Origin of the sequence: Legionella shakespearei DSM 23087, from assembly GCF_000373765.1 — a bacterium.
In the GTDB taxonomy this organism is placed as follows: Bacteria; Pseudomonadota; Gammaproteobacteria; order Legionellales; family Legionellaceae; genus Legionella; species Legionella shakespearei.
The window spans coordinates 130177-155303 of sequence record NZ_KB892382.1; the positions used below are offsets into that span (position 1 = coordinate 130177).

A 25127-nucleotide genomic window follows, 5' to 3' on the forward strand; every position below is an offset into this window, starting at 1 on the left:
TATAGGCATTTCTAATGCCTATAGCCCGTGCAATGAGAAGGTATAACCATGTCTATTGAAGTCAAAGTACCTGTTCTGCCCGAGTCAGTAGCTGATGCAACGGTAGCTGCCTGGCATAAGAAAGTGGGTGATAAAGTAACTCGTGATGAAAATCTGGTCGATCTGGAAACTGATAAAGTGGTTCTGGAAGTTCCAGCCCCTGCAGACGGCGTGCTCAGTGAAATTATTTACAAGCTGGGTGATACCGTTGGATCGGGCGAGTTGCTTGCACGAATCACCGCTGGTGATGCGCCCGCAGCGACGCCTGCTAAAGAAGAGAAAAAGGCTGAGGTTGCAGCACCTGTCAGTGCCAGTGAAGATAAATCAACCAGTCCGGTAGTTCGCCGTATGATGGCTGAGAATGATTTACAGCCTGGTGATATTCAAGGTTCAGGAAAAGACGGCCGCATTACTAAAGAAGATGTTATTTCCTACATTGAATCCAACAGGGAAAAATCAGCCAAGCCTGCTGAAACTAAAAAAGAACAAGCAAATGTTGCTTTAGCGCCAATGGGAGCTCGTGAAGAACGACGCGTTCCTATGACTCGCCTGAGAGCCAAAATTGCCGAGCGTTTGGTTCAGGCTCAGCATAATGCGGCAATGCTCACTACCTTTAACGAAGTGAACTTAAAAGCCGTCATGGACATGCGCGCCCAATACAAAGACCATTTCGAGAAAAAGCATGGCGTAAAACTGGGCTTTATGTCCTTTTTCACTAAAGCAGTTGCGGAGTCTTTAAAGCGTTTTCCTGCTGTAAACGCTTCTATAGATGGTCAGGATATTGTGTACCATGGCTTTTATGATATTGGTATTGCGGTATCTACTGAGCGTGGATTGGTAGTCCCTGTTATCAGAGATGCAGACCAAATGAGTATGGCTGAAATTGAAATGGCTATTAATGATGCGGCAACAAAAGCCAGAACTGGCAAATTGTCTATGGAAGAAATGCAAGGCGGTACTTTTACTATCACTAATGGTGGTGTATTTGGTTCTCTGCTTGCTACACCCATCATTAACCCACCGCAAACAGGTATTTTGGGAATGCACAAAATTGAAGACCGACCTGTTGTAGAGAAGGGTGAAATCGTGATCCGTCCGATGATGTACATTGCATTATCTTATGATCACCGTTTGATTGATGGTAAAGAATCAGTCCAATTTTTAGTGAGTGTTAAAGAGTTATTGGAAGATCCTGCTCGTCTTTTACTTAATGTTTAATAATCACATTTAACTGCAAGACCCGTATTCACGGGTTTTGCTTTTTATAAAGGTAACTACAATGAACTTACATGAATACCAAGCCAAGCAATTATTTGCCAGCTATAATCTGCCTGTTCCCCGTGGAGAAGTTGCATATAATGTTGAAGATGCAATCCAGGTAGCATCGCAATTATCTACTCCAAGATGGGTAGTTAAAGCCCAGGTTCATGCCGGTGGCCGCGGCAAGGCTGGTGGAGTGAAACTGGTTTCTACTAAAGATGAATTGGCTGCAGTTGCCAAATCATTACTCGGTACTCATTTGGTTACCTATCAGACTGATGCTAAAGGCCAACCTGTAAATGCGGTATTGGTTGAAGAAACCTGTGACATCGACAGAGAACTTTATCTTGGCGCAGTGGTTGACCGTGCAACTCGCCGTGTTGTGATCATGGCGTCGACTGAAGGCGGCGTTGAAATTGAGAAAGTTGCTGAAGAAACTCCGGAAAAAATATTCAAAATCGTTGTAGATCCATTGGTTGGTGTTATGCCTTTCCAATGCCGTGAAACTGGTTTTAAACTGGGCTTAAAAGAAGATCAAATCAAACAGTTCACTCATTTAATGATGAGCCTGGGCAAAATGTTTGTTGAGTGCGATTTAAGCCTGTTAGAAATTAACCCCTTGGTTGTAACCAAAAGCGGACAATTAATTTGCCTGGACGGTAAAATCAATATTGATGCCAATGCCCTGTATCGTCAGCCAAAACTGAAAAGCATGCGCGATACATCACAAGAAGATGCGCGTGAAAACAGAGCCAGTGATTGGGAGCTGAATTACATTCCTTTAGATGGCACGATTGGTTGCATGGTTAATGGTGCGGGTCTTGCCATGGCAACCATGGACGTAATCAAACTTCACGGCGGTGAGCCAGCAAACTTCCTGGACGTTGGTGGTGGTGCTACCAAAGAGCGAGTCAGTGAAGCATTAAAAATTATTTTATCAGATGAAAAAGTAAAAGGTATCCTGGTTAATATTTTCGGCGGTATTGTTCGTTGCGATCTTATAGCTGATGGAATCCTTGCTGCAGTGAAAGAAGTGGATGTAAAAATTCCTGTTGTAGTCCGGCTTGAGGGTAATAATGCTCAATTGGGCGCAGACATTTTGAATAAGAGTGATTTGAATGTAATTGCTGCAACCAGCCTTACTGATGCTGCGAAAAAGATAGTGGCAGCTGTTGCTTAATAATTCAACATCCATGTCGGGTTTATAGGCCCGACTTAAATAGAACAAGATGCGGCAACGCCATAAAATGACGAGGTTAACGATGAGTGTATTAGTTAATAAACAAACCAAAGTGCTGTGCCAGGGGTTTACCGGAAAACAAGGTACTTACCATTCAGAGCAGGCAATTGAATACGGCACGAAAATGGTGGGTGGTGTGACACCAGGTAAAGGGGGGCAATTGCATTTGGGATTGCCGGTATTTAATACCATGCGCGAAGCAGTTGAAGAAACCAAAGCAGATGCCAGTGTGATTTATGTTCCTGCTCCGTTTTGTAAAGATTCTATTCTAGAAGCGGCAGAAGCTGGAATTAAACTGATTGTCTGTATCACTGAAGGTGTGCCTGTTTTAGACATGCTGCAAGTGAAAGTTTATCTTGAAAATAATACGGATGCTCGTTTAATTGGACCTAACTGTCCTGGAATTATTACCCCCGGCGAATGCAAAATCGGTATTATGCCTGGTTCTATTCATTTGCCTGGTAAAGTAGGTATTGTATCTCGTTCCGGAACCTTGACTTATGAAGCAGTGAAGCAAACCACTGATAAAGGCTTTGGTCAAAGTACTTGCATTGGTATAGGTGGTGACCCTATTCCCGGTACTAACTTCATTGATGCTCTGGCCTTATTTGAAAAAGACCCACAAACTGAAGCCATTATTATGGTTGGTGAAATTGGTGGATCTGCTGAAGAAGAAGCAGCTGAATACATTAAAGCTCATGTGAAAAAGCCTGTTGTTTCCTATATTGCGGGCGTTACTGCTCCTGCTGGCAAGCGTATGGGGCATGCTGGTGCTATTATTTCCGGTGGTAAGGGAACTGCGGCAGAAAAATATGCAGCTCTTGAAGCAGCTGGTGTCAGAACAGTGCGTTCACCTGCAGAGTTAGGTGATGCAATCGCCGAAGTAACTGGCTGGTAAATTACTCCCATTTACGTCGTCCTGAGCGCGTCTTTTGGCGCGAAGGATCTCCCAATATTGGCACCATGCCGCTTTCGGGAGATCCTTCGCGCCAAAAGACGCGCTCAGGACGACGTAGATCGGGGAATGGAAAAGATGTGTAGAAGAGTCAGAGCTCGTAGCCCGTATTAGGCGCCAGCCGTAATACGGGATCGGAGTGGCAATGAACTCATTCCCGTATTACGGCTGGCGCCTAATACGGGCTACACTTTGCAAGGGCTCTTCCGCCAGGTCTTAATTTTTTATTCCCATCTCTCGCAATATATTACTTCCTGGGCGTATAATGACGGCATTATTCTGCCATTAGGACGTGCCATGAGCAATTTCAGAAGCCTTTCAGATATCAGACGCGATTACGGTGAATTGAGTTTAAGCGAAGATTCTGCGCAAACAGATCCTGTTGCCCAATTTAAAAGCTGGTTTGAAGACGTACTGCAAAATGAAAAAAATGATCCCACTGCCATGGTATTATCCACTTCGGATGAAAAAGGATTGCCTGATTCTCGGGTTGTCTTGTTAAAAGGATTGGATGACGGCAATTTTCTGTTCTACACCAATTATCAGAGTGCCAAGGCCATGCAGCTACAGAAAAATCCCTATGCTGCCCTTAACTTCTATTGGCCGCAAATGGCAAGACAGGTACGAATTCGCGGACGGGTTAAGAAAGTAAGCGCGGCCCAATCAGATGATTATTTTGCTTCACGTCCGGTTACAAGCCAGTTAAGCGCTATAGTTTCACCCCAAAGCCAGGAAATTATTAATCGCACCATACTGGAAAATGGTTTAAATGAATTAATTAAATTACATGCCCAGGAACCTGTGGTCAGGCCTAATCATTGGGGAGGCTACATGGTCATTCCTGATGAAATTGAGTTTTGGCAAGGCCGTGACAATCGCCTGCATGACCGTATCCATTATTACCGGCAAGACGGCAACTGGCTGCACCGCAGGCTTGCTCCCTGACCGGCAGAATTTGCCGGATATGTTTCCAGCTATAAAAACTGTAGTCTTGGTGCAGCGACAGCGTAATCAAGGCTACGTCTATTTTAAATCAACCCTCTTAACGTGGTTACTTGCTAATACCAATAAAAATAACAACTCATAACCAATTGATTTATATTAATAAAATGATAATTCTTTTTCGCATTTACCACCCATGGAAAAAGTTGGCCTGGAAGTTGCATCCTCTATAATTAGAATCAAAAAGATCTGTGTAAACTTGATTTTATTTCGAAGCTTAAAAGAATTTTGTGAAGAAATTGTAAATATTTAAACTTCGAAAGCAGCAGGTAAAATTAAGTCGTAAATTGTTTTAAGTGCGACATTTAAGGGCTCTTTGCAAAAGAATCCGGCACTTTGTTTTAATGAATTAAATCAGGAGTAAGTACAGTTGAATAGTAGAAATTATATTTTTGATCCATAAAAAGAGGATACTAAAATGAACGATACAACAGCCTTATTACCACACATCAAATTAAGATTTAACATTGATCATCCAAGTTATGAAGAGTGTTATATGTTTGGTTATGAATGTGCTATTTCAGAAGTAGCTGAGGAAGATAATCCTTTCCGTGAAGGCTCTCAGGAAGCAGAACAATGGCTGGAAGGTTGGTGGGCAGGGGCATATGGAGAAAAGCCTTTGTTCGATTTAAGCAACATCGAAAATGAAGAAATCCAACTCGAAAAGGAAATTGCAGCAAACGATCAGCAATATTGTCAGAAACACAGCTTTTTATCTTTAGTCTTTGAAATTAGTGGTGCGATAGCGGCGTCAGCCATAGTGGGTTATCAATTATTGGAGCTGGTAGCGTGATGTTCGCATTCAATTGAAGAGCATGAGCAAAAATGCTTCTTCAATTGAATAGGATGTATTGAGAGAAAAGTAATGGTTTAATTTTTGAATAATTTTAAAACCATTGATCGCATTCTTGCTGTTTCAGAAGGATTGAATTCTTTATATACATCGCTGCCTATGTCAAGGCAAACGGTTACGTTTTCTCCAAGTCCCTTAAGCAAATCAACGCCAGATAATTTCAATATTTTTATATCTGCAGCTATTTCTGTTGCCCAGGCATTGAGATAACTCATTTCTGTAAAAACAGGAAGAAATATGTGTTCCTGATCTTGCAAGAAGAGCACTTCAGGTTCTTCACTATCCGCATTTTGCTCTACGGGAATAATAAAATTCGCTTTGATAAATTCAAGATAAGCTTTGTTTGCTTCTTTCATGTTTCCGGAAGTTTCAATCGCTTCTTTAATGGCTTGATTCAGGCTGTTCATATATCAGACTTGTAATAAAAAAATTGATTATAAACCAAGCAAATCCGAAATACCATTTTAGTACATATAACCCCAGGGCAAACGCATACTTTGCTCATCACAAATCCAAACTGTGTCGTCCCCGCGTAGGCGGGGATCCATCTGACAGACAAAGTGAGGTGCCACTTTGAAAAATGGATTCCCGCCTGCGCGGGAATGACAGGAGCTAAGCGATAAACATGTCTCAATATCTATTCAAAATAATATGATCTTGCCCTGCATATAACCCTATGCTATTGATGTAATGGCAAAATTTAAAATGTAAGCGCACTATGTGTTGAAATAACTGATTACAGCAGTATAATGTATAGTTGATTTTACTATTATATTGACCATTTTTTAATAAATATGGTATTTTGTTGTTGTTTTATTTTGTGACATGAAACATGTATGTTTTGACTAAACCATTTGATAATCAGATTTGGCTTGAATCAACTACAGCTGTATATCACACCGTTTTATTCAGGATACAAGGATCAACACGAAGATTTTAAGGTCGTCTATTCCAACCGGGAATTGAATCTGGACCGTAATAATAAGTAGAGAGCTTATGAACAAAATAAATGCATCTTCTAAAGCTGAAGAACGTAATCGTAAAAATTATCTGGGTTTTGCCTGGTTAGTCTGGGGATTAGCTGCGGCTTTTTATTTTTCTGATTATATGGCGCGTGTTGCTCCAGGAGTAATGCACCGCTATTTGCAAATTGATTTTGGAATTAATGAGGCAGGTTTTGGAATTCTGACTGCATCTTTTTATATTCCCTATATTTTGATGCAGATCCCTGTAGGATTAACGGTTGATCGTTTAAGCATCCGCTGGTTATTAACAACCATGTCTTTAGTAACCGCCTTTGGCTGCTGTGTGTTTGGCCTGGCAGATGGTTTATTAATGGCATCAATAGGTAGAATGTTAATAGGCTTTAGTGCTGCATTTGCTTTTGTTTGTTCGCTTCGTCTGGCCACATCCTGGTTTCCTCCAACCATGTTAGGCTTATTAGCGGGGCTGACTCAGGCTTTAGGGATGTTAGGAGCTGCTGCGGGTGAAGCACCAGTGTCTTTCCTGGTAAGTAATGTAGGCTGGCGCCACAGTATGCTTATCATTGCGTTTTTATTCATTGCATTGGCTGGTCTGCTTTATCAGTTTATTCAAGACAAGCCAGGTGAGCATCGTCATGAAGTACGCTCCACTAACCGCATTACTATCCTGCAAAGCCTGAAGATCATATTATCCAGCCGTCAAACCTGGTTGAATGCTCTGTATGCCGGATTTCTTTTTGGCCCCACTGCGGTCATTGGCGAAGCAATAGGCCCTGCTTATTTGCAGTTTGGCCGTGGGTTGGGGGCACATGCGGCTGCATTTGCTACTGGTTTGATTTTTATTGGTTGGGGTATTAGCGGGCCTTTATCAGGCTGGCTGTCTGACAGGATGGGGCGCCGTAAGCCTTTAATGATCCTTTCTGCCGCTTTTGGCGTTGTTTTTACTACTTTATTTGTATTTTTACCGAATTTAAGCCAAACCAGTGCTTACCTTCTTTTCTTTGTTTTTGGCTTGACCAATACAGGAGTTGCTATAGCTTATGCGGTGTCCACTGAACTTCACGACCGGAATGTTGTAGGAACTTCGATTGCGTTTACCAACATGACCTCTATTTTTGTGGGAGCCTTGTTGCAACCATTAGTCGGGCGATTGGTTGATATGGTTTCCGGATCAAGGGCTTATAATGTAGAAACATTGCTGCTTTCTGATTTTCAGGCGGGTCTTAAAATATTGCCTTTATGTTCTTTGGTTGCTTTGATCCTTGCTTTCACGGTCAAGGAAACCTACTGCAAACCCGTCCGTTGAATGGGCATATTTGGTGCATCTTGAACGATCGGGTGGGGTGAAAAAATGCTCACATACTTTATGTATGCTCCGCTTTTTTCACCCCACCCGATCGTCCAACCTGCACTCAAATCTGCCCATTCAACTGCATCTCTCCCTGGATTTAGAAAAGGCTTACATGCTTTGCATGTTGTGCCCGACCATCTTGGTGTTTGCCACTTCGATCCCGGCTGCAAGCAGACCGGGCTACGGCATTGTGCTACATCCAAAACTCTTCCATCAATAACAGATCCACGTCGTCCTGAGCGCGTCTTTTTGCGCGAAGGATCTCCCCATACTGGCACCATGCCGATTTCGGGAGATCCTTCGCGCAAAAAGACGCGCTCAGGACGACGTAGATCTGGAACGACGTAGCGTGTAGCCCGGTCTGCTTGCAGCCGGGATTGACGTGGCAAAAACCAAAATGCGCTCAGGACAACGCCGACCTATCAATTATTATCTTGTCTTTTATTTGCACTCACCTTCAAACTAAGCAACAAATCATGATTTTTCCTTTAAATTTCAATCTTCTTTCACACTATTATATGATTTACTGCTATACTTTCCGCAGCGACTTGCTGCAATAGAGTAACGCTGCTTGCAAACTAACATGGAGATAATAATGAAAAAACTTACAGGATTAGTAATTATCCTGGCTGTTTTAATCCTGGGCGGATATTATGGCATGGGAATAATGACAGAAAGAACGATTAAAAAGAATGTAGAAGCTATTAATCAATCTAATGGCCTTTTTGCTGATATCGAGCAATACAATCGAGGATGGTTTAGCTCGGATGCTAAAGTGAAATGGCGTTTGCATGTTCCTGAGCGTATCGTTAAAGACGCTAATGGTCAATCACAAACTGTTGCAGCCCAGGATTACCAGATGGATATGCCCATTGTAATTCATCATGGTCCTTTTATATTTGCCAATAACAAATTGCGTTTTGGTATGGGATACGCTGAAACAGTATTTCCTTTCCCTGAGCAATATAATCAGCAATTTGATTCCATGTTTACCGCCGAATCCAAAAAACCTCAGCTGGATTTAAATATTTTTGTAAACTATTTCAATAACAGTACCGTTGAGTTATCACTGCCTTCATTCAATTTAATTGCTAAAGAAGGTAACGGCAAATTTGACTGGCTGGGTATGGAAAGTTCTACAGCAATGACTTCAAACCTTGATAAGGTGGATGGGGATATTGTAATCAATGGCATGAACATTTCTAAAGATGATACCAAAATCACTTTAGGTAAAGTGACCAGTGAATACGATTTACATCAAACCCCTGCCGGATTGCTTTTAGGCGAAGCAAGTTTTACCTTGCCTTCTTTTGATGTTCTTGTGAAAGACCAAAAAATGTTTTCAATCACTGATTTTCTGCTCAGTTCAAGTAGTGACATCGAAGACAGCCTGTTTAGCACTCATTTCAATGCTGAATTAAAATCAGTAGTAGCCAATGGTCAGTCTTATGGCCCAGGTGAGTTAGAGATTGCATTGAGAAATCTGGATGCTGATGTATTAGCCAAAATAAATGAGCAGGCTACAGCAATGCAAAACGGCAGTGATGCACAACGCCAACAGGCAATGATGGCATTATTACCCGAATTACCTAAATTATTCAGCAAGGGTGCTGAGTTTGAAATATCAAAACTTAGCCTTAAAATTCCAGAAGGAACAATTGACGGTAATTTACTGATTACCTTACCCAAAGGTGACAGCTCAAACCCGTTTGAACTGATTCAAAAAGTTCAGGGTAATGCTAAATTGAAGATGCCTACTGCTGTAGTAAAACAATTAATGCAGCAATCAGTAATGCAGCAGATGTCAAACCAACCTGACATGCAGCAAGCTCTGATTCAGCAAATGCAAAGCACACAGCCACAGGCAAGCCAGACTCCACCAACAACAGAGCAGTTAGCCGCAATGCAAACTGACAAGCAAATTGCAGCGTTGGAGCAATCTGGCCTTATTACCATTGATGGTTCCGACTATGTTATTGAGCTGAACCTGGAACAAGGTAAAGTTTCTGTTAATGGAAAGCCATTTGATCCATCCATGTTAAAATTCTGATACACACTTCAATTAAGGGATAAGCCATCTTGGCTTATCCTTTCCCCAATAAAAATCAAATGTCAATAAAGTAGAGCGCAGATTATTAAATATTGAATTTTAACGCAGTTTTTTTTGTTCTACCCTTGTCTCGAATTGCTCAATTCGGTAATATACTGCTTTTAAAAGGAGGAGCTAATAATAATGACAACAATCAGTAATGATGCAGGCGATACTACTGCGTCACTAGCCGAAAGCGTAACTCATTCAGTGCAAAAATATTTTTCAGAGCTTAAGGGAACTGATCCTGTTGACTTATACCAGTTTGTGCTTGAAGAAATAGAGACCCCTTTATTCAGAGCGGTCATGGAACATTGCAAGTACAATCAGTCTCGTGCTGCTATCATGCTGGGCATTAGTCGTGGAACTTTAAGAACTAAATTACGCCGTTATTTTGATGACAAATATGTTGGTACGCGTGATTAAATAATTGCAGTAATAAAAAAGGGAGCTTGGCTCCCTTTTTTATTGTCTGAAGCATAAAATTCACAACGCTCATTTTAAGGAAAAAGCCGTGCACAAAGATCAACGTAAGCTATTAATACTTTCCAGTCTCGGTGGCGTTTTAGAGTTTTATGATTTTATTATCTTTGCCTTGTTCGCCGGATACATCTCCAATGCTTTTTTTCCTGCTTCAAATGAGCTCGCCAGTTTATTAATCACCTTTGCTACCTTTGCCATTGGTTATCTGGTAAGACCTTTAGGGGGTATTGTATTCGGCCATTTTGGCGACCGTATAGGCCGCAAAGCAACGTTTACCGTGTCTATATTAATTATGGCTCTGGCGACATTAGGCATAGCCTGTATCCCAACCTACGACGTTATAGGAATCACAGCTCCTGTTCTGGTTATCTTTTGCCGCATTTTGCAAGGACTGTCCATCGGCGGAGAAATTCCTGGCGCAATTACCTATGTCAGTGAATCATTTACTGAGTATAAAGGCCTGGCCTGCGGCATCATTTTCTGTGCGCTGACTTTAGGAGTAGTGTTAGGATCTGTAGTACATGCCTCCATCATTAGTTTATTTTCTGAGACACAAATGAACTCTTATGGTTGGAGAATCCCGTTTGCACTGGGTGGGATATTTGGTTTATTAAGTTATGTTTTACGTAAAGATTTGCATGAATCCTCTTCATTTTTATCTATTGGTCATGACGTTGAAAAGTTTCCTGTAATCACGGTTTTCAGGAAGCAATTTCGTTCAGTCATTGCAGGGGCTTTTCTGGCAGCACTATGTGCCGTTATCATCACCTCATTTTTCTTATTTATACCGGCCTATTTTACTAATGTATTGCATTTGCCTGCTAATACTTATATTTGGGAGCGTACTATAGCCATTGCGTGCGGCTCGTCTTTAACGGTATTTTTTGGTTACATGACTGATGTATTTAATGTGAGACGCTTAATCATGGTTTTAGCGATAATGACGGCTTTGCTGGCTTATCCTGTATTTCTGATTTATGTTTCCTATCCAGGGCTTTATTTCCTGTCATTTATCGCCAGCGCTATTCTGCTTGGCTTTTCAGCGGGCATTATTCCAAGGTTACTCAGTGAGTTATTTCCTACAAACATCCGGTACAGTGGAATTGCCGTAAGTTATAATTTTGGTTTTGCAATTTTTGGTGGTTTAACGCCCTTTATTTCTTTATCCTTAATTTATTACACCGATAAGCCAACTATACCGGCTTTATATCTAATCACGGTGTCATCATTGACAATAATGTCGTTATTCTTCATACGGCGACAATACAATAAGAATGATTTTGTAGCCTGTATTAGCGAAGCGTAATACAGGAACGCAGCGGTACTTTCCCGTATTACGCTCCGCTAATACGGGCTACGAATCCACTGAATAATGGCAGGGCTACACGCTGGGCATTCTCTAGACAATTTCATTGTATGTACTCTATAAACTGAGAGAATACAATCGCTACCCCGGATAATGAGGCAATCCATTTTACTTTTTTGGAAATCAGATTGTTAAAGATCAGCAATAAGCTGGCCACTGGATTTCTATTTTTACTTTTCTTGAGACGATGGTACAACGCTGGATTTTTAATCAATTTATGATGAAGGGAATATATTATAGCAGTGACTATCTTGTATATTTTGAATGAACTTATAAAAAACAATTGCTCACCTTGATGTGCATTGGGGTTTAGTTTATAAAAAAAACGCGACATAGGTGATTTTACTTTTCTATCTTTTATATGAAATGTACCCTCTATCTTATTACACAAATCGTAAGTAACAATGTTGCCGTCAATGATGCGATATTCTGTTATACCAATATCCTTTATGCAATGTTCCATTAAATCGGTAATTTCCGAAGGGGTCGTTTCATATGGACTAGGCCAACAAGGCTTATGGTGTTGGGCGTATGAAAACGAACCTGAACTGGAAGAAAGGGCGGACCAGAATTTGTTTTTAAATGGATGCTTTAAAAAAAGATACGCCATGGACTTAAATAGCGAATGGGGTAGACATCCTTCGTGCTTGTATTGATCTTCAACGACTGTATTACCCACGTATATAAGGATGTTATTCTTACATTGAACAAACTGTATGCCAACTGTTGCGATAAGTTGATTGGTATCTTTATGATAATATAAATAAATTTTATCACGTGGCTTTAATAGTTCGAGTATGCAATTTCGGCTGAGAGTGATGTATTTCTGATGAAGGGTAACTATATCGTCTTTTTGATGGTTAGTTAAGTCTCGTGGTTTAACAATAACACACTTTGATTGCTTCATAGCCTCACCTCTATAGAGTACTTATAGATATATGACTTCCGCAGACCTGGTAACAGAATAAAAATAAGTATAGTCCATAAAAGGCAAAAGTGATCAATATTTGATCATTTTTGCACTCTAAAATATCATCTCTCATCAGGTCTATAATTAATTAGATTTTAAAATTAACCGATATTGATCTGAGACTTTAATAGAAATTAATCGGTCTATGGAAAACAAAAATTAATAGCGTACAGAGATTCATTGCATTATGATTTAGTTGAAAAAATCAAGAAAGCGCTGGATCCTAATAACATTCTTTCTCCAGGTCGCTATCATCCTCTTAAATGATTATTCTTACCTTACAGAACGTTTGCTAAATCGCTCTAAAATATGAATATCCTTGGATGCAAGGGTATAAATTCTCGAGAGTGCAACTTCTTTCAAGGAATCAAATTCATTTTTTATCAGGTTAATTGCTTTATTGTCAGGTATTTCATAGGGAGTATTCTCTATAATATTTTTCATCTGCAACACATGGATCGGATTATAAAAATAATAATTATTTTTATCATACAATTCTTTTTTAAAGCTTAATTTAGAGATTTCATTGTAAAGTTCTATTTTATTCAAGCACTTATAATTTCTTTGATAGATAAAACATATTTTGCTCATCAAAAAGAATTCTTTCGATAAGCCGGATAAGTATTTTGTTAATATAGAACAATTAATTACAGGGAGCCCTAAGCCTATATAGTTAAGAAACAGTAAATTAAATACTCTGTCTATATAGCGCTCAAGATTGTCTTCTTTATTTTGTTTAATGCAGTCGTGAATATAGCTAAAATCCAGGTCACAACAGGAAAAACCGATGTCTTCTTGTAAATACCAAATGACGTAATAGGTATCAAAAGGCTGGTTGATGTATTTTTTAGCAATCGAATCCTGAAGAGTTCTTATTTCGTCAATCAGCTTTGAGGTCATTACACCTGGAGTATTGGGTTTCAAATAAACAATAATTCCATTTCTGTCTAGTTCATGTAAGGCTAACAGTTCCAGATCCATCATAGGCTTTCCTTTACTGAGCACAATTGTAATCTGTCAAGATATCTCTAGAGAGTTGTAAAAACATAGAGAGTTTACAATCGCTCCACGTATTCTATCTCTTAGTTATAGAGTATTTTTTGTACAAGTCAAGGTGGTTTTGTAGCCCGGTCTCAATCAAGCTCTGTGCTGCAACAAAAATTCCGCTTCCTGACGGTCGCGGCTCGGTTTTCGGTGCACGATGAAGTCAATACGAACGCAGGAAAACCGAGCCGCGACCGTCAGGAAGCGGAACAGTGATACTGGCAGGGACAGTGTTTCTGCTCTGAACCCATGGATCCCTCGGACAAGCCGAGGGATGTCGGAGTCAATCCCAGATGAGGAGAATGCTTTATTCGGCAAACATAGAGCTGACAGATTCTTCTACATTCACTCGCTTGATGGCCTGAGCCAGCATATCGGCAAGGCTTACTACGCGAATTTTTTCGCAGCTTTGCGCTTCTGAGGATAAGGGGATAGTATCTGTTACTACTACTTCATCAAGACAAGAATGTCTTATATTTTTCACTGCTGGGCCTGATAATACAGGGTGGGTGATAAATGCTCTCACGCTTTTTGCCCCATTTCTCTTTAATTCAAGTGCGGCAGTACAAAGCGTTCCGGCAGTATCCACAATATCGTCAACAATAATACAGTTTTTATCTGCTGGCTCACCAATAATATGCATCACTTCTGATTTATTGGGGCCACTACGGCGTTTATCAATAATAGATAACTCTGCATCATCCAACCGTTTAGCAACAGCTCTGGCTCTCACCACGCCACCTACATCAGGGGACACTACCATGATGTTATCCAGATTTTGCTTTTTAATTTCTTCAATCAGTATGGGTGTTGCGTATACGTTATCCACAGGCATATAGAAAAAGCCCTGAATTTGATCCGCGTGTAAATCTACAGTGAGAACACGGCAAATACCAACAGAGGCCATCATATCTGCGACTACTTTCGCAGTGATAGGAACCCGTGCAGAGCGAACGCGTCTGTCCTGGCGAGCATAACCAAAATAAGGCACTACAGCAGTAATCCTGCCTGCAGAAGAGCGTCGCAAGGCATCCGCCATGGTGAGCAGTTCCATCAGGTTATTGTTTGAAGGAGCACAGGTTGATTGCAGAACGAAAACATCTTTACCGCGAACATTTTCCAATATCTCAACCATGGTTTCGCCATCGCTGAACGTGCCAACGGTCGCCTGACCAATGGGAAGCTGCAAATGTGAGGAAATTTTAAGTGCTAATTCCGGGTTAGCATTCCCTGTAAATATCATCATTGTGGACATGTGTAAAAAGCCTTTAGATTTTAGTGAATCGCATAACTTAAACACATAGCAGAAGACAGCCAGAAAGATATTATTATTATTTGAGCGATACGAAGAACGCATCCTTCCAGGGTATCTTCTGCCGTCTGTTTACTTGTACCTGAACTCAAGTTTTTCCAGGTTGAATCAACAAGAAAATGGCAGGGGTGCTAGGATTCGAACCTAGGTATGCAGGGATCAAAACCCTGTGCCTTACCGCTTGGCGACACCCCTAAAAATTTGTAGATTCTTTAAATCATCTTTGAATTACAACTGCTTTCATCCCTGCGATGTGCTGCGTATTTTGCAGTTCTTTTTTGATGATGTCAACTTTAGAAAGCAAATTAATTATTAAATTTTATAACATTGTACGCCAAGAGTCGGCCGGATAAGGATTTAAGGCTTATTTATCAAGGTCATCACTTGTTTTTGAATATAGGCCAAGACAGCGGCTGTACCTATTTGGACTATTTGTCCTGTAATCACAGCCGGCCATTTGCGGGCGCTGCTTTTCCTGCTCCAGAAGAGAATCAGGGGCACAAGCAGGGCAACAACTAATACCGCTTTATAATTAATCGTATTTAGGACGTATCTTTTATGATCAACCATCCTTTTGCGCTGGATTTGTAATTTCTTTTCCATCAGAGCGATGTCTGCGATCAATTGTTTTCTCGAGGTGGTCATAATTATTATTCTCTTTTTGGGTAAAGTAATTTCTGGTTTTTTCAAAGCTCATATTTCTTAAATTAAAGGCCAGGTACTTAAGCAATCCTAGTAAACAAGCCAGATTAAGCAGAAAAACACAAAACACAACCAATAAAAGATTACCCAGAACCAGGGAGATACCATACCCAATCAGAATCATGGCTAAAAGCCATACGGTAATGAATACGATAAATAAGGCGCATAAATTGAGCAATAATGGGTAAACGCTTAGCCCGGCTAATTGCGCCTCCATTCTCATCAGAGAAAGCAGTTTTTTTATGACGCCTAATTTATCAGAAACATACCCTTCAGCTTCTTCAAGTACCTTCATTACTTGCTCAGAATCTTGGATAACAGAAAACCAATTCCGCCGGCAACTAATACTGAAGTCAGTGGATTTTCCTGTACTTTTTTCAGCAGTTGGTCAGAATATTGTTTTACATTCTCTTCAACGTCGCTTACTTTACCCAGTCCTTCTTCATAGAGTTCATTGGCCAGTTTTTTACTTTCTTTCAACAGCTCGGCAGCGGCTGCGCCTACATTGGCTTTGTCATTACTGGCTTTACTTTTATTTAAACTTTCCATTTTAAATCTCCTTTAAATTCACTTCTCATTGTGTGATTGGTACGTTAACTTATTGTCCAATGCTTAAGTATAGTCCAAATTTTTAGTTTGCCAGGGAAAAGAGACACGGGAATCGTAGCCCGGTCTGCTTGCGGCCGGGATAAAGAAACCCCGGCTGCAAGCAGACCGGGCTACAATTCTGGATTAATGCCTGTTGCATATGGTCATATACGAACTACCTCACTTATGGTAAGTTAGATAAGGCATTGAATTGGCTAATATTAAATATTATGCGCTTAATAAATCGAATAAAAAAAATAACGGGTCGAATAATCTCTTTATTGCTGATTTCATCCTTTATGTCTTGCACCTTAGTCGAAACAACTTCGGCGGCTCCTGATTCCACTGCGATTGCATCAAACATGATAAGCATTGGCACAGTGAACATTATGAATGCCACCTTTAAAGATTTGGGCTGGGAAAATTCCGTTACTTTGAACGGTTACAAACCCGGCCATACGCTTTATTTGCCCATAGCTAAATACACCAGGCCACAAAAGATTGTTTTGCATTTAAAAGCCAAATTTTCGCCCTTGCTCAATGAAAACACCCGTTTAGACATAAAATTAAACCAAACTGTTTTACGTCGGATTGCTTTGCCGGCAGATGTTACCCAGGAGTTTAATTTTGATGTCGAATTACCTTTGAGTGAACTGAGTACCGATTGGCAAGCCCTGGATTTCATGGCCTATTTTGCTGACAACAACCAATTATGCAATCCTAATCTATGGATTTATATTTCACCAGCAAGCAGCATCACAGTAACCACCTTAAACACCCCATTTTCAGGAACATTGAATCAATTGCCTGGGCTGTTCATTAATCCAATCAGCTTAAATCCGATATCTCCAATGCTTTTGCTACCGCAACAAGCATCACGGCAAGAAATCTTCGCTGCTTTAAAACTTGCTTTTTATCTGGGAACCAAGGTTGATAATAGTGCAATGAATTTGAATACCAAAAATATTCATGAATTAACTGATACAGAAAAGGATCGTAATTTTATTTTAATTGGAACAACGGAACATTTAATTGCATCCTCTATTATTGCAGATCCTATCCTCAAGACCCGGCAGGCTCCTGATGCAGGGTTCCTTAAACTGGAACCTTCGTTTTTCAACGAAGTGTTTGGTTTATTAACCATTGGCGGAGACACTAATGAGGCACTTAATAAAGCAATCGACGCACTCATCCTGCCTGAGTTTAAACAAATGGCCACTGGTCAGGTGGTCATAGTAGATCATGTTAATGAGACTGCACAGACAACGTCCAGGAAGGATTGGTATCAAAGTACCTTTAAAGAGTTAGGCTATCAGGATCTGACCGTTTCGGGTTTAGGCCAAAGCAAATTGATATACACTATTCCTCTGCCTAATGATCTTATTCCGGTGAATTCGACACTGAAAACCTACATTACTGCTCCGGGGTTTAACCCTCTGGACCGTTCGCAAATTACACTTTTAGTTAATGGCTTAAAGCAATCCTCATTTGATCTGGTCAAGGAACATTCTGCGTGGAAAGTGGATATTGATCCGGATGCCATGAAACCTGGAATAAACACTTTAGAATATCAAATCAATTTGCATCTCAAAAATGAGTCCTGCACCATCAAAGATCTTGATGAGGTTTGGGCAACCATTCACTCAGAAACAGAGTTTAATACTTTGTTTTTAAACGAATTTCCTAAAGCTACTTTGAATCAGCTGCCAGTGCCTTTTAATAGTGAAATTACTCTCATAGTGCCGGATGAGCTCTCTGCCAGAGACATCACTAATTTGACCAGACTGATGTTCACTTTTGGTAAATTAATGCGTGGCCATGTGATTCCCTTTAATTTTGTTAACAGTTCTGCCGTCGATGAGGAATATGTGCGCAATAACAATGTGATTATCTATGGGACAACAAAAAATCGCTGGATTAAATTTGCCTTTAACTATGTACCGTTCGCACTGGTCAATAAGGATGGACGCAGCCTGGCATTACCGCAAAAAAATCTTGTTCTCAGCGGCCAAAAACTCACCGGATTACTGGAGTTGGTTTCTTCCCCATGGAACAGTACAACCGCAGTCTTCTTAATTAGTGGTGTGGATGAAGCCAGCTTGTCAAGAGCTGTAAGAGCATTTACCAATGACAAATCAAGGCTAAAATTAGATGGGAATATCGCATTAATCAATTCTGATCAATCGATACATGCTATCAACAGCGAGGACACCCAATATATTTCCCTTCGTACACAGGTGTGGCGTTACCTGAAAAATTCTGCAAAAAATATGTGGTTCTATGTGAAATACCACCCACAAATTTTTATCTATCTATTGGTGTTCATTGTGCCTCTGTACATTTATTTACGACAACGAAAAAAATAACATGAGTGACCTGGTGGGTAAATTAATAGCCTTGATGTACGGATTATTGTTTTTAAAAGTCGGAGGTACTGCCTCCGATCCCGCTACGGTATTTCCTGTAACAACGAATGAACTTTCTCCAACATCCTATTGGTTGGATAATAAAAAGCCTTACCCCACGAATGCCTGGTTTATTAATTTTCTCTTTGCTAATAGCCAGCCGGTTAATATCTCACCCTATATTGTAAAAGTGAATCCACAAGGTTTAGGCTTAAGTTATTCATCACCCTACACTTATAAAGAACGCAATTATGCTGAGATTTCAGCCCTTTTTTATCAATACGAAGACCAGCTTCATCTTGGCAGTTTAGAGCCAATGACTGAATATGGCCTGGAGTCTTATAAAGGGTTGATTGCCAATTTAAAATGGCAAAATGCAGCCCAACAAAAAATAGCTGCACCGCTGGTGCAAGGTTCACCATATCTCACAGAGTTTTTTACGCAGGCTACGCCGCAATTAACCAGCCGATATAAATGGTTAAGCATTAATAACCAGGCACAAGATGTTCCCATGCCTGCCAGCAATCGTTATCAAATTCTTCTGCAACTCGACGAAACAAACACGCAGACATGGGTTCTTTATACCCAATATCCGCTCGAATTAACCTGGACTACCAGCACTGCAGGCGAAAAACTGGTGGCAAAAAATGCCTATTCAGGTTGGGTCAGATTAGTGTTGCAAGCCGATACGGCCAGAGGAATAAATAATGATCCCAACATTCTGGATCAATACAGTGCCACTATTCCCCTGGATTATCAGCAAAATTACTTCACCACTGATAAAAATCTGATGTATTCCTGGTCTTGGAAAACACAGAACAACCAGGCTCCGCTCATGCTTTCTCTTGCTCATCAACGTAATGCATTAATGCAAACCCAGCCTGTTTCATACTCTGGCATCAAAGGATTAATGCAAGGGCAAGCACAACAAACATGGAATGTTGAATTACCGCTGATTCCCATTCTGTTTTTGGAACCTAAAAATATATCTTCTCAACAACGCCATGTTCTTGCTCAGGCTTTGGAAGAAGAAGCCGCAATTTTTTTAAAAGAAAAGAAACTCCCTGAGGAAGGGCCCTACCTAACCGGTAAACGCCTGGCTCGTATTGCCAGACTTATTCTCATTGCTGATTTTCTTGGCATGTCCGAGTTGCGGCAACAAATGATAAGCCATACGCAATCGATTCTCCTTGATTTTATGCAAGGACAAAATTCCTGGTTTTTCCAATATGATCAAACATGGGGAGGGATCATTCCCAGTAAAGATAATTATGGCGCACGACATTATAATGATCATCATTATCACTATGGCTATTGGGTGTATACTTTTGCGGTGCTGGCTAAATTTGACCTCAAATGGTTGAAAACCAAACTTCAGGATAAGCCATTTACCCCTGAAGAATGGATTCATTTTCTCATCCTCGATTATGCCAATAAAGATCCCAATAATCCTTATTTTACCTATCAGCGCCATCAGGATGATTACGCGGGTCATTCATGGGCATCCGGTTTAACTCCTGATGCTGCCGGGCAAAATGAACAATCCAGTAGTGAAGCAGTCAATGCGTATTATGCTTTGGCTTTGTATGCCAAGGCTACGAATGACTCCGCTACCTATAATTGGGCACAGTTTCTCATGTCCCGCGAATTAAAATCAGCCCAGCTTTATTGGCAAATCCCGGCTAACAGTCCAGTTTATAGCGAGGCATTTAAAAAAGAGAATCAGGTCATTGGTAATTTATGGGCAAGCAAAGTCGATGCAAATGCTTATTTTATTAAATGTACCGAGGCTTATCGTTGTGGTTTACATTATTCCTTTGGTATGCAGATGTTGCCTTTTACCGCCATTACTTCCTACCTTCTCAATAAAGAATGGCTAATTAACGCCCATCCAACCATAAAAAAATTGATTTCAGGGCAGTTTGGGGCTATAGAACGAGCCTGGTTCTGGATTTTGGTTAAAGGGATAGTGCCTGTTATGATGGCAAAAGAAAAATTACATTTTTTTCAACAGGCTATAGATTCAAAGCCTGATGAATATGATAATGGAGATTCCAAAACTAATACTTTATTTTATTTAATAAATGATTAATTCTAACGTGATAAAAAATATTAAATTAAATAAATGGACCCTGTTTTTATTATTTGGATTATTTTTTTCTATCGCCTGTCAACTAGTGTATGCCCAGCACAAGGGCGCCAGACACATAGCAGCAAAAGATACTGTAACCCTCGAACTACCTCATGATGCGCAAACATCGCTGGATGCCAACTTGCCTCATTCTGACCGTGATTCTGACTTTGATCCTAAAGATTGGTGGGCTCTTACCATTCATTATATTTTGCTGGGCATGGCGCTCACCGGTGTAATACCGGTAATCACTTTTTTTATAGAGCACAACCTGGCTGGAGTACATGCCTTTGTGAATCATTATGGAAAATGCGAAGATTATTGCCCTAATGTAGCGGTTATCATTCCCGCATGGAATGAAGCGCTGGTACTTGAACACACTATCGATATTTTATTAAAAATAGATTACCCGCTCTCTGCTTTACGCTTGTACATCATTGATGATGGCAGTACGGATGATACGCCCGAACTGTTAGCCAGAAAAAAAGAAGAATACCCGGAAAATGTTTTTCATATTCGTAAAGAGGGTGGTGGTAAAGGAAAAGCTCATGCAGTCAACTACGGTCTGGATGTTGCCCTTGCTGATCCATGGACTGAAGCGGTGTTACTTATTGATGCCGATATTTCATTCAAAAAAGATGCGTTAAGGCGTATGGCAAGACACCTTAAGGATCCTGAGGTTGGGGCGGTAACAGCCTACATTAAAGTAGGAAATCGCAGTACCAATTACATTACCCGAACTATAGGTTATGAATACATCGTGTCGCAATCCATTGCCAGAAGGGCGCAAAATGTGATGGGAGTGATTGCCTGTCTGGCGGGAGGGGCGCAATTGCATACCCGCGCCAATATAGAGTCTTTAGGTGGTCATATAGATACATCAACTTTGGCGGAAGATACCTACACTACCCTGTCTACTCAAAAAATGGATAAAAAAGTGATTTATGAAGGCAATGCCTTCGTTTATGCAGAAGAACCTACTGCCATTATTGATGTGTGGAAACAGCGATTTCGCTGGGCGCGTGGTAACCTGCAAATTACCAAAGCCTTCAGGAGTGTATGGTTTCGTGGCAAAAGTTCGCGCTTAGGCAGCTATCTTTTTGGTCTTATCTGGTTTTGTGTGGTGCTCACCCCAGTGATGATGATTGTTTCTTCAATTGGTTTGGTCGGACTTTATTTTTTAGATAAAAACCATTCCACTCAGGTGTTTTTTTACCTGATCTCTGTCAGTCTCTTTGTTTATCTTTATACCACCATTTTTGCTATTATCTCGGATAAACGTACTTCCAGATTATCCTGGAAAGAGGGAATTGTTTATCCCGGCCTGATTTCTTTATCCATTTTATTATTCTCCATTAACCCCCACTTTTTCTTTAATGCCATTAATGTGATCTTTGACCTTAAAAATGCTGATTTTCTGGATGATTATATTTTACTGTTTATGGAGTCTTGGGCCGGGCTGTGCATGTTGTTTGCCTGGATGGTATTTCGTTTGGAGTACATGGGTGTCTCAACTAAAATTACTAACTTTTTACTCATTATCGTGGGGTATGGACCGTTTTTATGCACCATTAATCTTGCAGCCTATATCGCTGAAATCAAGCGGCCTAATCTTCGCTGGGATAAAACCGAGAAAGTAACCTCGAAACGGATAATCAGAAATCATCATCAGCCTGAGAAGCCTTTTGATTTTAACAAAGCGCTGGAACGTGATATTCAACGTGAATATAAATTCTTTTGCCGGGAAATCATGAGCCTGGTTCTGGTCGCATTATTTTTTATTTTATTGAATCGTTTATGAAATTATTAAGCATCTTATCTCTGTTTCTCTTTGTTTCTGCTCATGCGGAACCTGTTATTTTGTGTGATGCTGAAAATGGGTTGAAGTTAATTAACAAACAGTATTATTCCGCTGCACAAATCGAAATGATTTTGAATTCCTGTGACAAAGTCTCACCCAATGCGCCATCCGTTTTGTTATTGCATGCCTTGTTTGCAAGAAAAAATAACCAATTGGAAGAATCCATACAATGGTTAATAAAAGCGAGAACGATTGCCCCACAAAATGTGTCCATAATAATGGAGTTGGCGACTTCTTATGAGTTGGCCAAACAATGGCAACAGGCTTTAGAAACGTATCAATTCATAGTAAACAATGATCCGTACAACAGAGCCGCATTATTGGGTGAGGCAAGAATATTGCGTTTGGAAAAGCAATACCAACCTGCAGCAAAAATCTACCAGGCATTTTTAGATCACGATCCGCAAGATGCTGATGCCTTAAATGGCATGGGGTGGATTAGTGCGGCACAAAATGATTTAAGCAAAGCAAGTACTTATTTCAACCAAACCCTGGCCATTCAACCAGAAAATTCAGAAGCTTTGGCTGCATTAAAAGAAATTAAACGCACTGAATTACAACAGCAGGGGCCACCGATTTTATGTGATACTGCAATGGGTTTTATTTTTTTAAATCAACCTGTGGATCCCACTGCAAAAATTAATGAAATTCTGCAGCAGTGCACTAAAAATGGCATTGAAAATCAGGATACTTTTCTTTTACAAGGATTATTAGCAAGAAAAAACAAAGACTATAAAAACGCACTTTTTTGGTTAAACAAAGCGGTAGCGGCTTCTCCTGCGACCAATCAACGATCGAGTTTTGAATTGGCAACAACTTATGAATGGGATAACCAACCACAAAAGGCCTTGCTTGTTTATCAAAATATTTTAAGCCAGTCACCGGAGAACAGGATTGCCTTGTTAGGTGAGGCGCGAAACTTTAAAGCTCTGAAACAATACGCGCAAGCCAATACCATCTATCAACAACTTTTGGCTAAAAACCCAAAGGATATTGATGTGTTAAATGGAATGGGATGGTTAGCATTAGCACAAAACCAGAAAGAGGATGCTAAAAAATTCTTTCAGCAAAGCTTAAGTCTGGAAGCACAAAATGTTGAGGCCATTCAAGGCTTAAAAGACAGCAATATTATTCCTCCAAAAATCCCTGGGGTTGCAACATTACCACCTCGAATGAGTTTATGTGATGCTGATACCGGACTGATGTTGCTCAATAAAATTCCCCTGCCTTTAGGGCAAATCAGGTCAATTTTGAATCGTTGTGATAAAAACACCCCTGATGCACCCGCAAATCTGCTGTTGCACGGCCTGCTGGCACGACATTTGGCTGTAGAATCAGGTGATTATCAAAGTGCTATTCAATGGCTGACCAAAGCCATGCAAAACTCTAATGAGGATACACCGGTCCTTGAATTGGCTGTTACTTATGAATGGGCGGGAAATTTTAAAAATGCTTTGGCATTGTACCGCTCTCTTTTAGCCAAAAACCCGAAGAATCAGGCTGCCTTGCTGGGTGAGGCGAGAGTATTACGCTTTTCATACCAAATTCAACCTGCATTGCAGCTTTATCAACGTATTCTTGCCTCTTCACCAGGGAACATACAGGCTTTAGGCGGGCTGGGTGAAACCTATATGGCCAATTATGATTTTGATAAAGCGCGTAGCCTGTTCCACCAGGTGCTTCGTGTTGATCCTAAAAACAAACAAGTACAGGATGATTTGCAGCGTCTGGATCTGGCGACTAAAAATGTTCTGGATTTTACCATTGGCGATTACAGCGTACCGCCTGAACAGGCTAACGGATTTAACCTGAATTATTTTCGTAATCTGAACGCGACTGACGGCTTAAATATCTACGCGACCCATAATACCCGACAAATCGAAAGTAATTTTGGCGCAGGCCCAACCTTGTTGCCCAATAACAGCTTGCTGCTTGGTTATCAGCGCCTCGTGCCACAACAATACGGTTGGCAATTAAGTTATGATGCGCGCCAGCATGACCATTTGCCTTTTGAGAATCGGGTTTATGGCGGGGCGAATTTGTTTTTAAAGAACAATCTGGAATGGTTTGGCGGTTTAAGACTTATTTTTCCTGATTTATGGAATACACAACTCATTTCCTCAGGTTTTACGGCCTATACTTCCTGGCCTTTCAATGTCACTGCGACAGGATTTTGGGCATTTCAGGAAATAGGTGGTTTTAATTCATCCTATGCATTAGATTTTAGTAAGGAATATTTAAATCATTTCTTTTATGACATTGGTCCATCTTATTTAGTAGAACAAGAAAGTTGGGAAGTTCATGGGCGATTAGTAGTTCCCGTATTTAAAAACCAGGCTTTACTTGCTCAATGCTCGCATTACTTTTTTAATCGCAGTACCTTTATCACCGCTGGTTGGCGGGTGTATTGGGCTTAGTTTAAAGAGTTTTATTTTGATTCTTAGCCCGTATTAGCGAAGCGTAATACGGGAAAAATCAGAGTTGATGAGTAAT

21 protein-coding genes and 1 tRNA gene are annotated in these 25127 nt (G+C 40.5%); 14 read left to right on the forward strand and 8 right to left on the reverse strand.

Annotated elements, in window-relative coordinates:
* Window positions 1-48: 48 nt before the first annotated feature.
* The 5 genes from odhB (at window position 49) to B094_RS0101735 (ending at window position 5289) form a co-directional block, all read left to right on the forward strand.
* Entirely contained in the window at window positions 49-1257 is a 1209-nt protein-coding gene (gene odhB, locus B094_RS0101715) for a 2-oxoglutarate dehydrogenase complex dihydrolipoyllysine-residue succinyltransferase (protein WP_018576061.1), read from the forward strand.
* Window positions 1258-1318: 61 nt separating this feature from the next.
* A complete protein-coding gene (gene sucC / locus B094_RS0101720) occupies window positions 1319-2479 on the forward strand; it encodes an ADP-forming succinate--CoA ligase subunit beta (RefSeq protein WP_018576062.1) in 1161 nt (386 codons plus the stop codon).
* Between the two features lie 82 nt (window positions 2480-2561).
* Window positions 2562-3437 carry a succinate--CoA ligase subunit alpha gene (gene sucD / locus B094_RS0101725; protein WP_018576063.1) on the forward strand — a complete coding sequence of 292 codons (876 nt, stop codon included), beginning with the start codon at window positions 2562-2564 and terminating at the stop codon, window positions 3435-3437.
* Window positions 3438-3791: 354 nt separating this feature from the next.
* A complete protein-coding gene (gene pdxH / locus B094_RS0101730; RefSeq protein ID WP_018576064.1) occupies window positions 3792-4439 on the forward strand; it encodes a pyridoxamine 5'-phosphate oxidase in 648 nt (215 codons plus the stop codon).
* A gap of 475 nt (window positions 4440-4914) precedes the next feature.
* Window positions 4915-5289 carry a hypothetical protein gene (locus B094_RS0101735; RefSeq protein WP_018576065.1) on the forward strand — a complete coding sequence of 125 codons (375 nt, stop codon included), beginning with the start codon at window positions 4915-4917 and terminating at the stop codon, window positions 5287-5289.
* 77 nt (window positions 5290-5366) lie between these two features.
* Here the strand turns inward: B094_RS0101735 and B094_RS0101740 are convergent, their stop codons facing one another.
* Complete coding sequence (locus B094_RS0101740) at window positions 5367-5756, reverse strand: SseB family protein (RefSeq protein WP_018576066.1); 390 nt, start codon at window positions 5754-5756, stop codon at window positions 5367-5369.
* A gap of 589 nt (window positions 5757-6345) precedes the next feature.
* Between B094_RS0101740 and B094_RS0101745 the strand changes: the two genes are divergently transcribed.
* The 4 genes from B094_RS0101745 to B094_RS0101765 all read left to right on the forward strand — a co-directional run bounded on the left by B094_RS0101745 (window position 6346) and on the right by B094_RS0101765 (window position 11561).
* The gene (locus B094_RS0101745) at window positions 6346-7638 is read left to right on the forward strand and encodes an MFS transporter (protein ID WP_018576067.1); all 1293 of its coding nucleotides are present in this window, start codon (window positions 6346-6348) and stop codon (window positions 7636-7638) included.
* Between the two features lie 640 nt (window positions 7639-8278).
* Window positions 8279-9733 carry a YdgA family protein gene (locus B094_RS0101755; RefSeq protein WP_018576069.1) on the forward strand — a complete coding sequence of 485 codons (1455 nt, stop codon included), beginning with the start codon at window positions 8279-8281 and terminating at the stop codon, window positions 9731-9733.
* 183 nt (window positions 9734-9916) lie between these two features.
* Window positions 9917-10198 carry a helix-turn-helix domain-containing protein gene (locus B094_RS0101760; protein ID WP_018576070.1) on the forward strand — a complete coding sequence of 94 codons (282 nt, stop codon included), beginning with the start codon at window positions 9917-9919 and terminating at the stop codon, window positions 10196-10198.
* 88 nt (window positions 10199-10286) lie between these two features.
* Window positions 10287-11561 carry an MFS transporter gene (locus tag B094_RS0101765; RefSeq protein WP_018576071.1) on the forward strand — a complete coding sequence of 425 codons (1275 nt, stop codon included), beginning with the start codon at window positions 10287-10289 and terminating at the stop codon, window positions 11559-11561.
* Between the two features lie 103 nt (window positions 11562-11664).
* Here the strand turns inward: B094_RS0101765 and B094_RS0101770 are convergent, their stop codons facing one another.
* Window positions 11665-12528 (reverse strand): hypothetical protein, encoded by an 864-nt coding sequence (locus B094_RS0101770; RefSeq protein ID WP_018576072.1) that lies wholly within the window; start codon window positions 12526-12528, stop codon window positions 11665-11667.
* A 225-nt stretch (window positions 12529-12753) separates the two neighbouring features.
* Between B094_RS0101770 and B094_RS17685 the strand changes: the two genes are divergently transcribed.
* The gene (locus tag B094_RS17685; RefSeq protein WP_155823499.1) at window positions 12754-12858 is read left to right on the forward strand and encodes an FAD-linked oxidase C-terminal domain-containing protein; all 105 of its coding nucleotides are present in this window, start codon (window positions 12754-12756) and stop codon (window positions 12856-12858) included.
* Window positions 12859-12864: 6 nt separating this feature from the next.
* On the opposite strand, the gene B094_RS0101775 is transcribed toward B094_RS17685, so the two are convergent.
* From B094_RS0101775 to B094_RS17415, 6 genes are all read right to left on the reverse strand, one after another.
* Window positions 12865-13575: a hypothetical protein gene (locus B094_RS0101775; RefSeq protein ID WP_018576073.1), complete on the reverse strand. Its 711-nt coding sequence runs from the start codon at window positions 13573-13575 to the stop codon at window positions 12865-12867.
* Between the two features lie 367 nt (window positions 13576-13942).
* Complete coding sequence (locus tag B094_RS0101780) at window positions 13943-14890, reverse strand: ribose-phosphate pyrophosphokinase (protein ID WP_018576074.1); 948 nt, start codon at window positions 14888-14890, stop codon at window positions 13943-13945.
* Between the two features lie 177 nt (window positions 14891-15067).
* Window positions 15068-15142, reverse strand: a tRNA-Gln gene (locus B094_RS0101785).
* Between the two features lie 367 nt (window positions 15143-15509).
* Window positions 15510-15944, reverse strand: a complete 435-nt coding sequence (locus B094_RS0101795) for a hypothetical protein (protein WP_018576076.1) — start codon at window positions 15942-15944, stop codon at window positions 15510-15512.
* Window positions 15944-16198 (reverse strand): hypothetical protein, encoded by a 255-nt coding sequence (locus B094_RS0101800; RefSeq protein WP_018576077.1) that lies wholly within the window; start codon window positions 16196-16198, stop codon window positions 15944-15946. The genes B094_RS0101795 and B094_RS0101800 overlap by 1 nt, the downstream gene beginning before the upstream one ends.
* A gap of 223 nt (window positions 16199-16421) precedes the next feature.
* A complete protein-coding gene (locus B094_RS17415; protein ID WP_018576078.1) occupies window positions 16422-16625 on the reverse strand; it encodes a hypothetical protein in 204 nt (67 codons plus the stop codon).
* Window position 16626: 1 nt separating this feature from the next.
* Between B094_RS17415 and B094_RS0101810 the strand changes: the two genes are divergently transcribed.
* Genes B094_RS0101810 through B094_RS0101825 form a run of 4 tightly spaced genes read left to right on the forward strand, consistent with a single transcriptional unit; the run spans window position 16627 to window position 25051 of the window.
* On the forward strand, window positions 16627-18603 hold the full coding sequence (locus B094_RS0101810) for a cellulose biosynthesis cyclic di-GMP-binding regulatory protein BcsB (protein ID WP_018576079.1): 1977 nt from the start codon (window positions 16627-16629) through the stop codon (window positions 18601-18603).
* 1 nt (window position 18604) lies between these two features.
* Window positions 18605-20734, forward strand: coding sequence for a glycosyl hydrolase (locus tag B094_RS0101815; protein WP_026253836.1), 2130 nt, complete (start codon window positions 18605-18607; stop codon window positions 20732-20734).
* Between the two features lie 7 nt (window positions 20735-20741).
* The gene (locus B094_RS15505; protein WP_162263943.1) at window positions 20742-22574 is read left to right on the forward strand and encodes a glycosyltransferase family 2 protein; all 1833 of its coding nucleotides are present in this window, start codon (window positions 20742-20744) and stop codon (window positions 22572-22574) included.
* Window positions 22571-25051, forward strand: coding sequence for a tetratricopeptide repeat protein (locus tag B094_RS0101825; RefSeq protein ID WP_018576082.1), 2481 nt, complete (start codon window positions 22571-22573; stop codon window positions 25049-25051). The genes B094_RS15505 and B094_RS0101825 overlap by 4 nt, the downstream gene beginning before the upstream one ends.
* Window positions 25052-25127 lie beyond the last annotated feature (76 nt).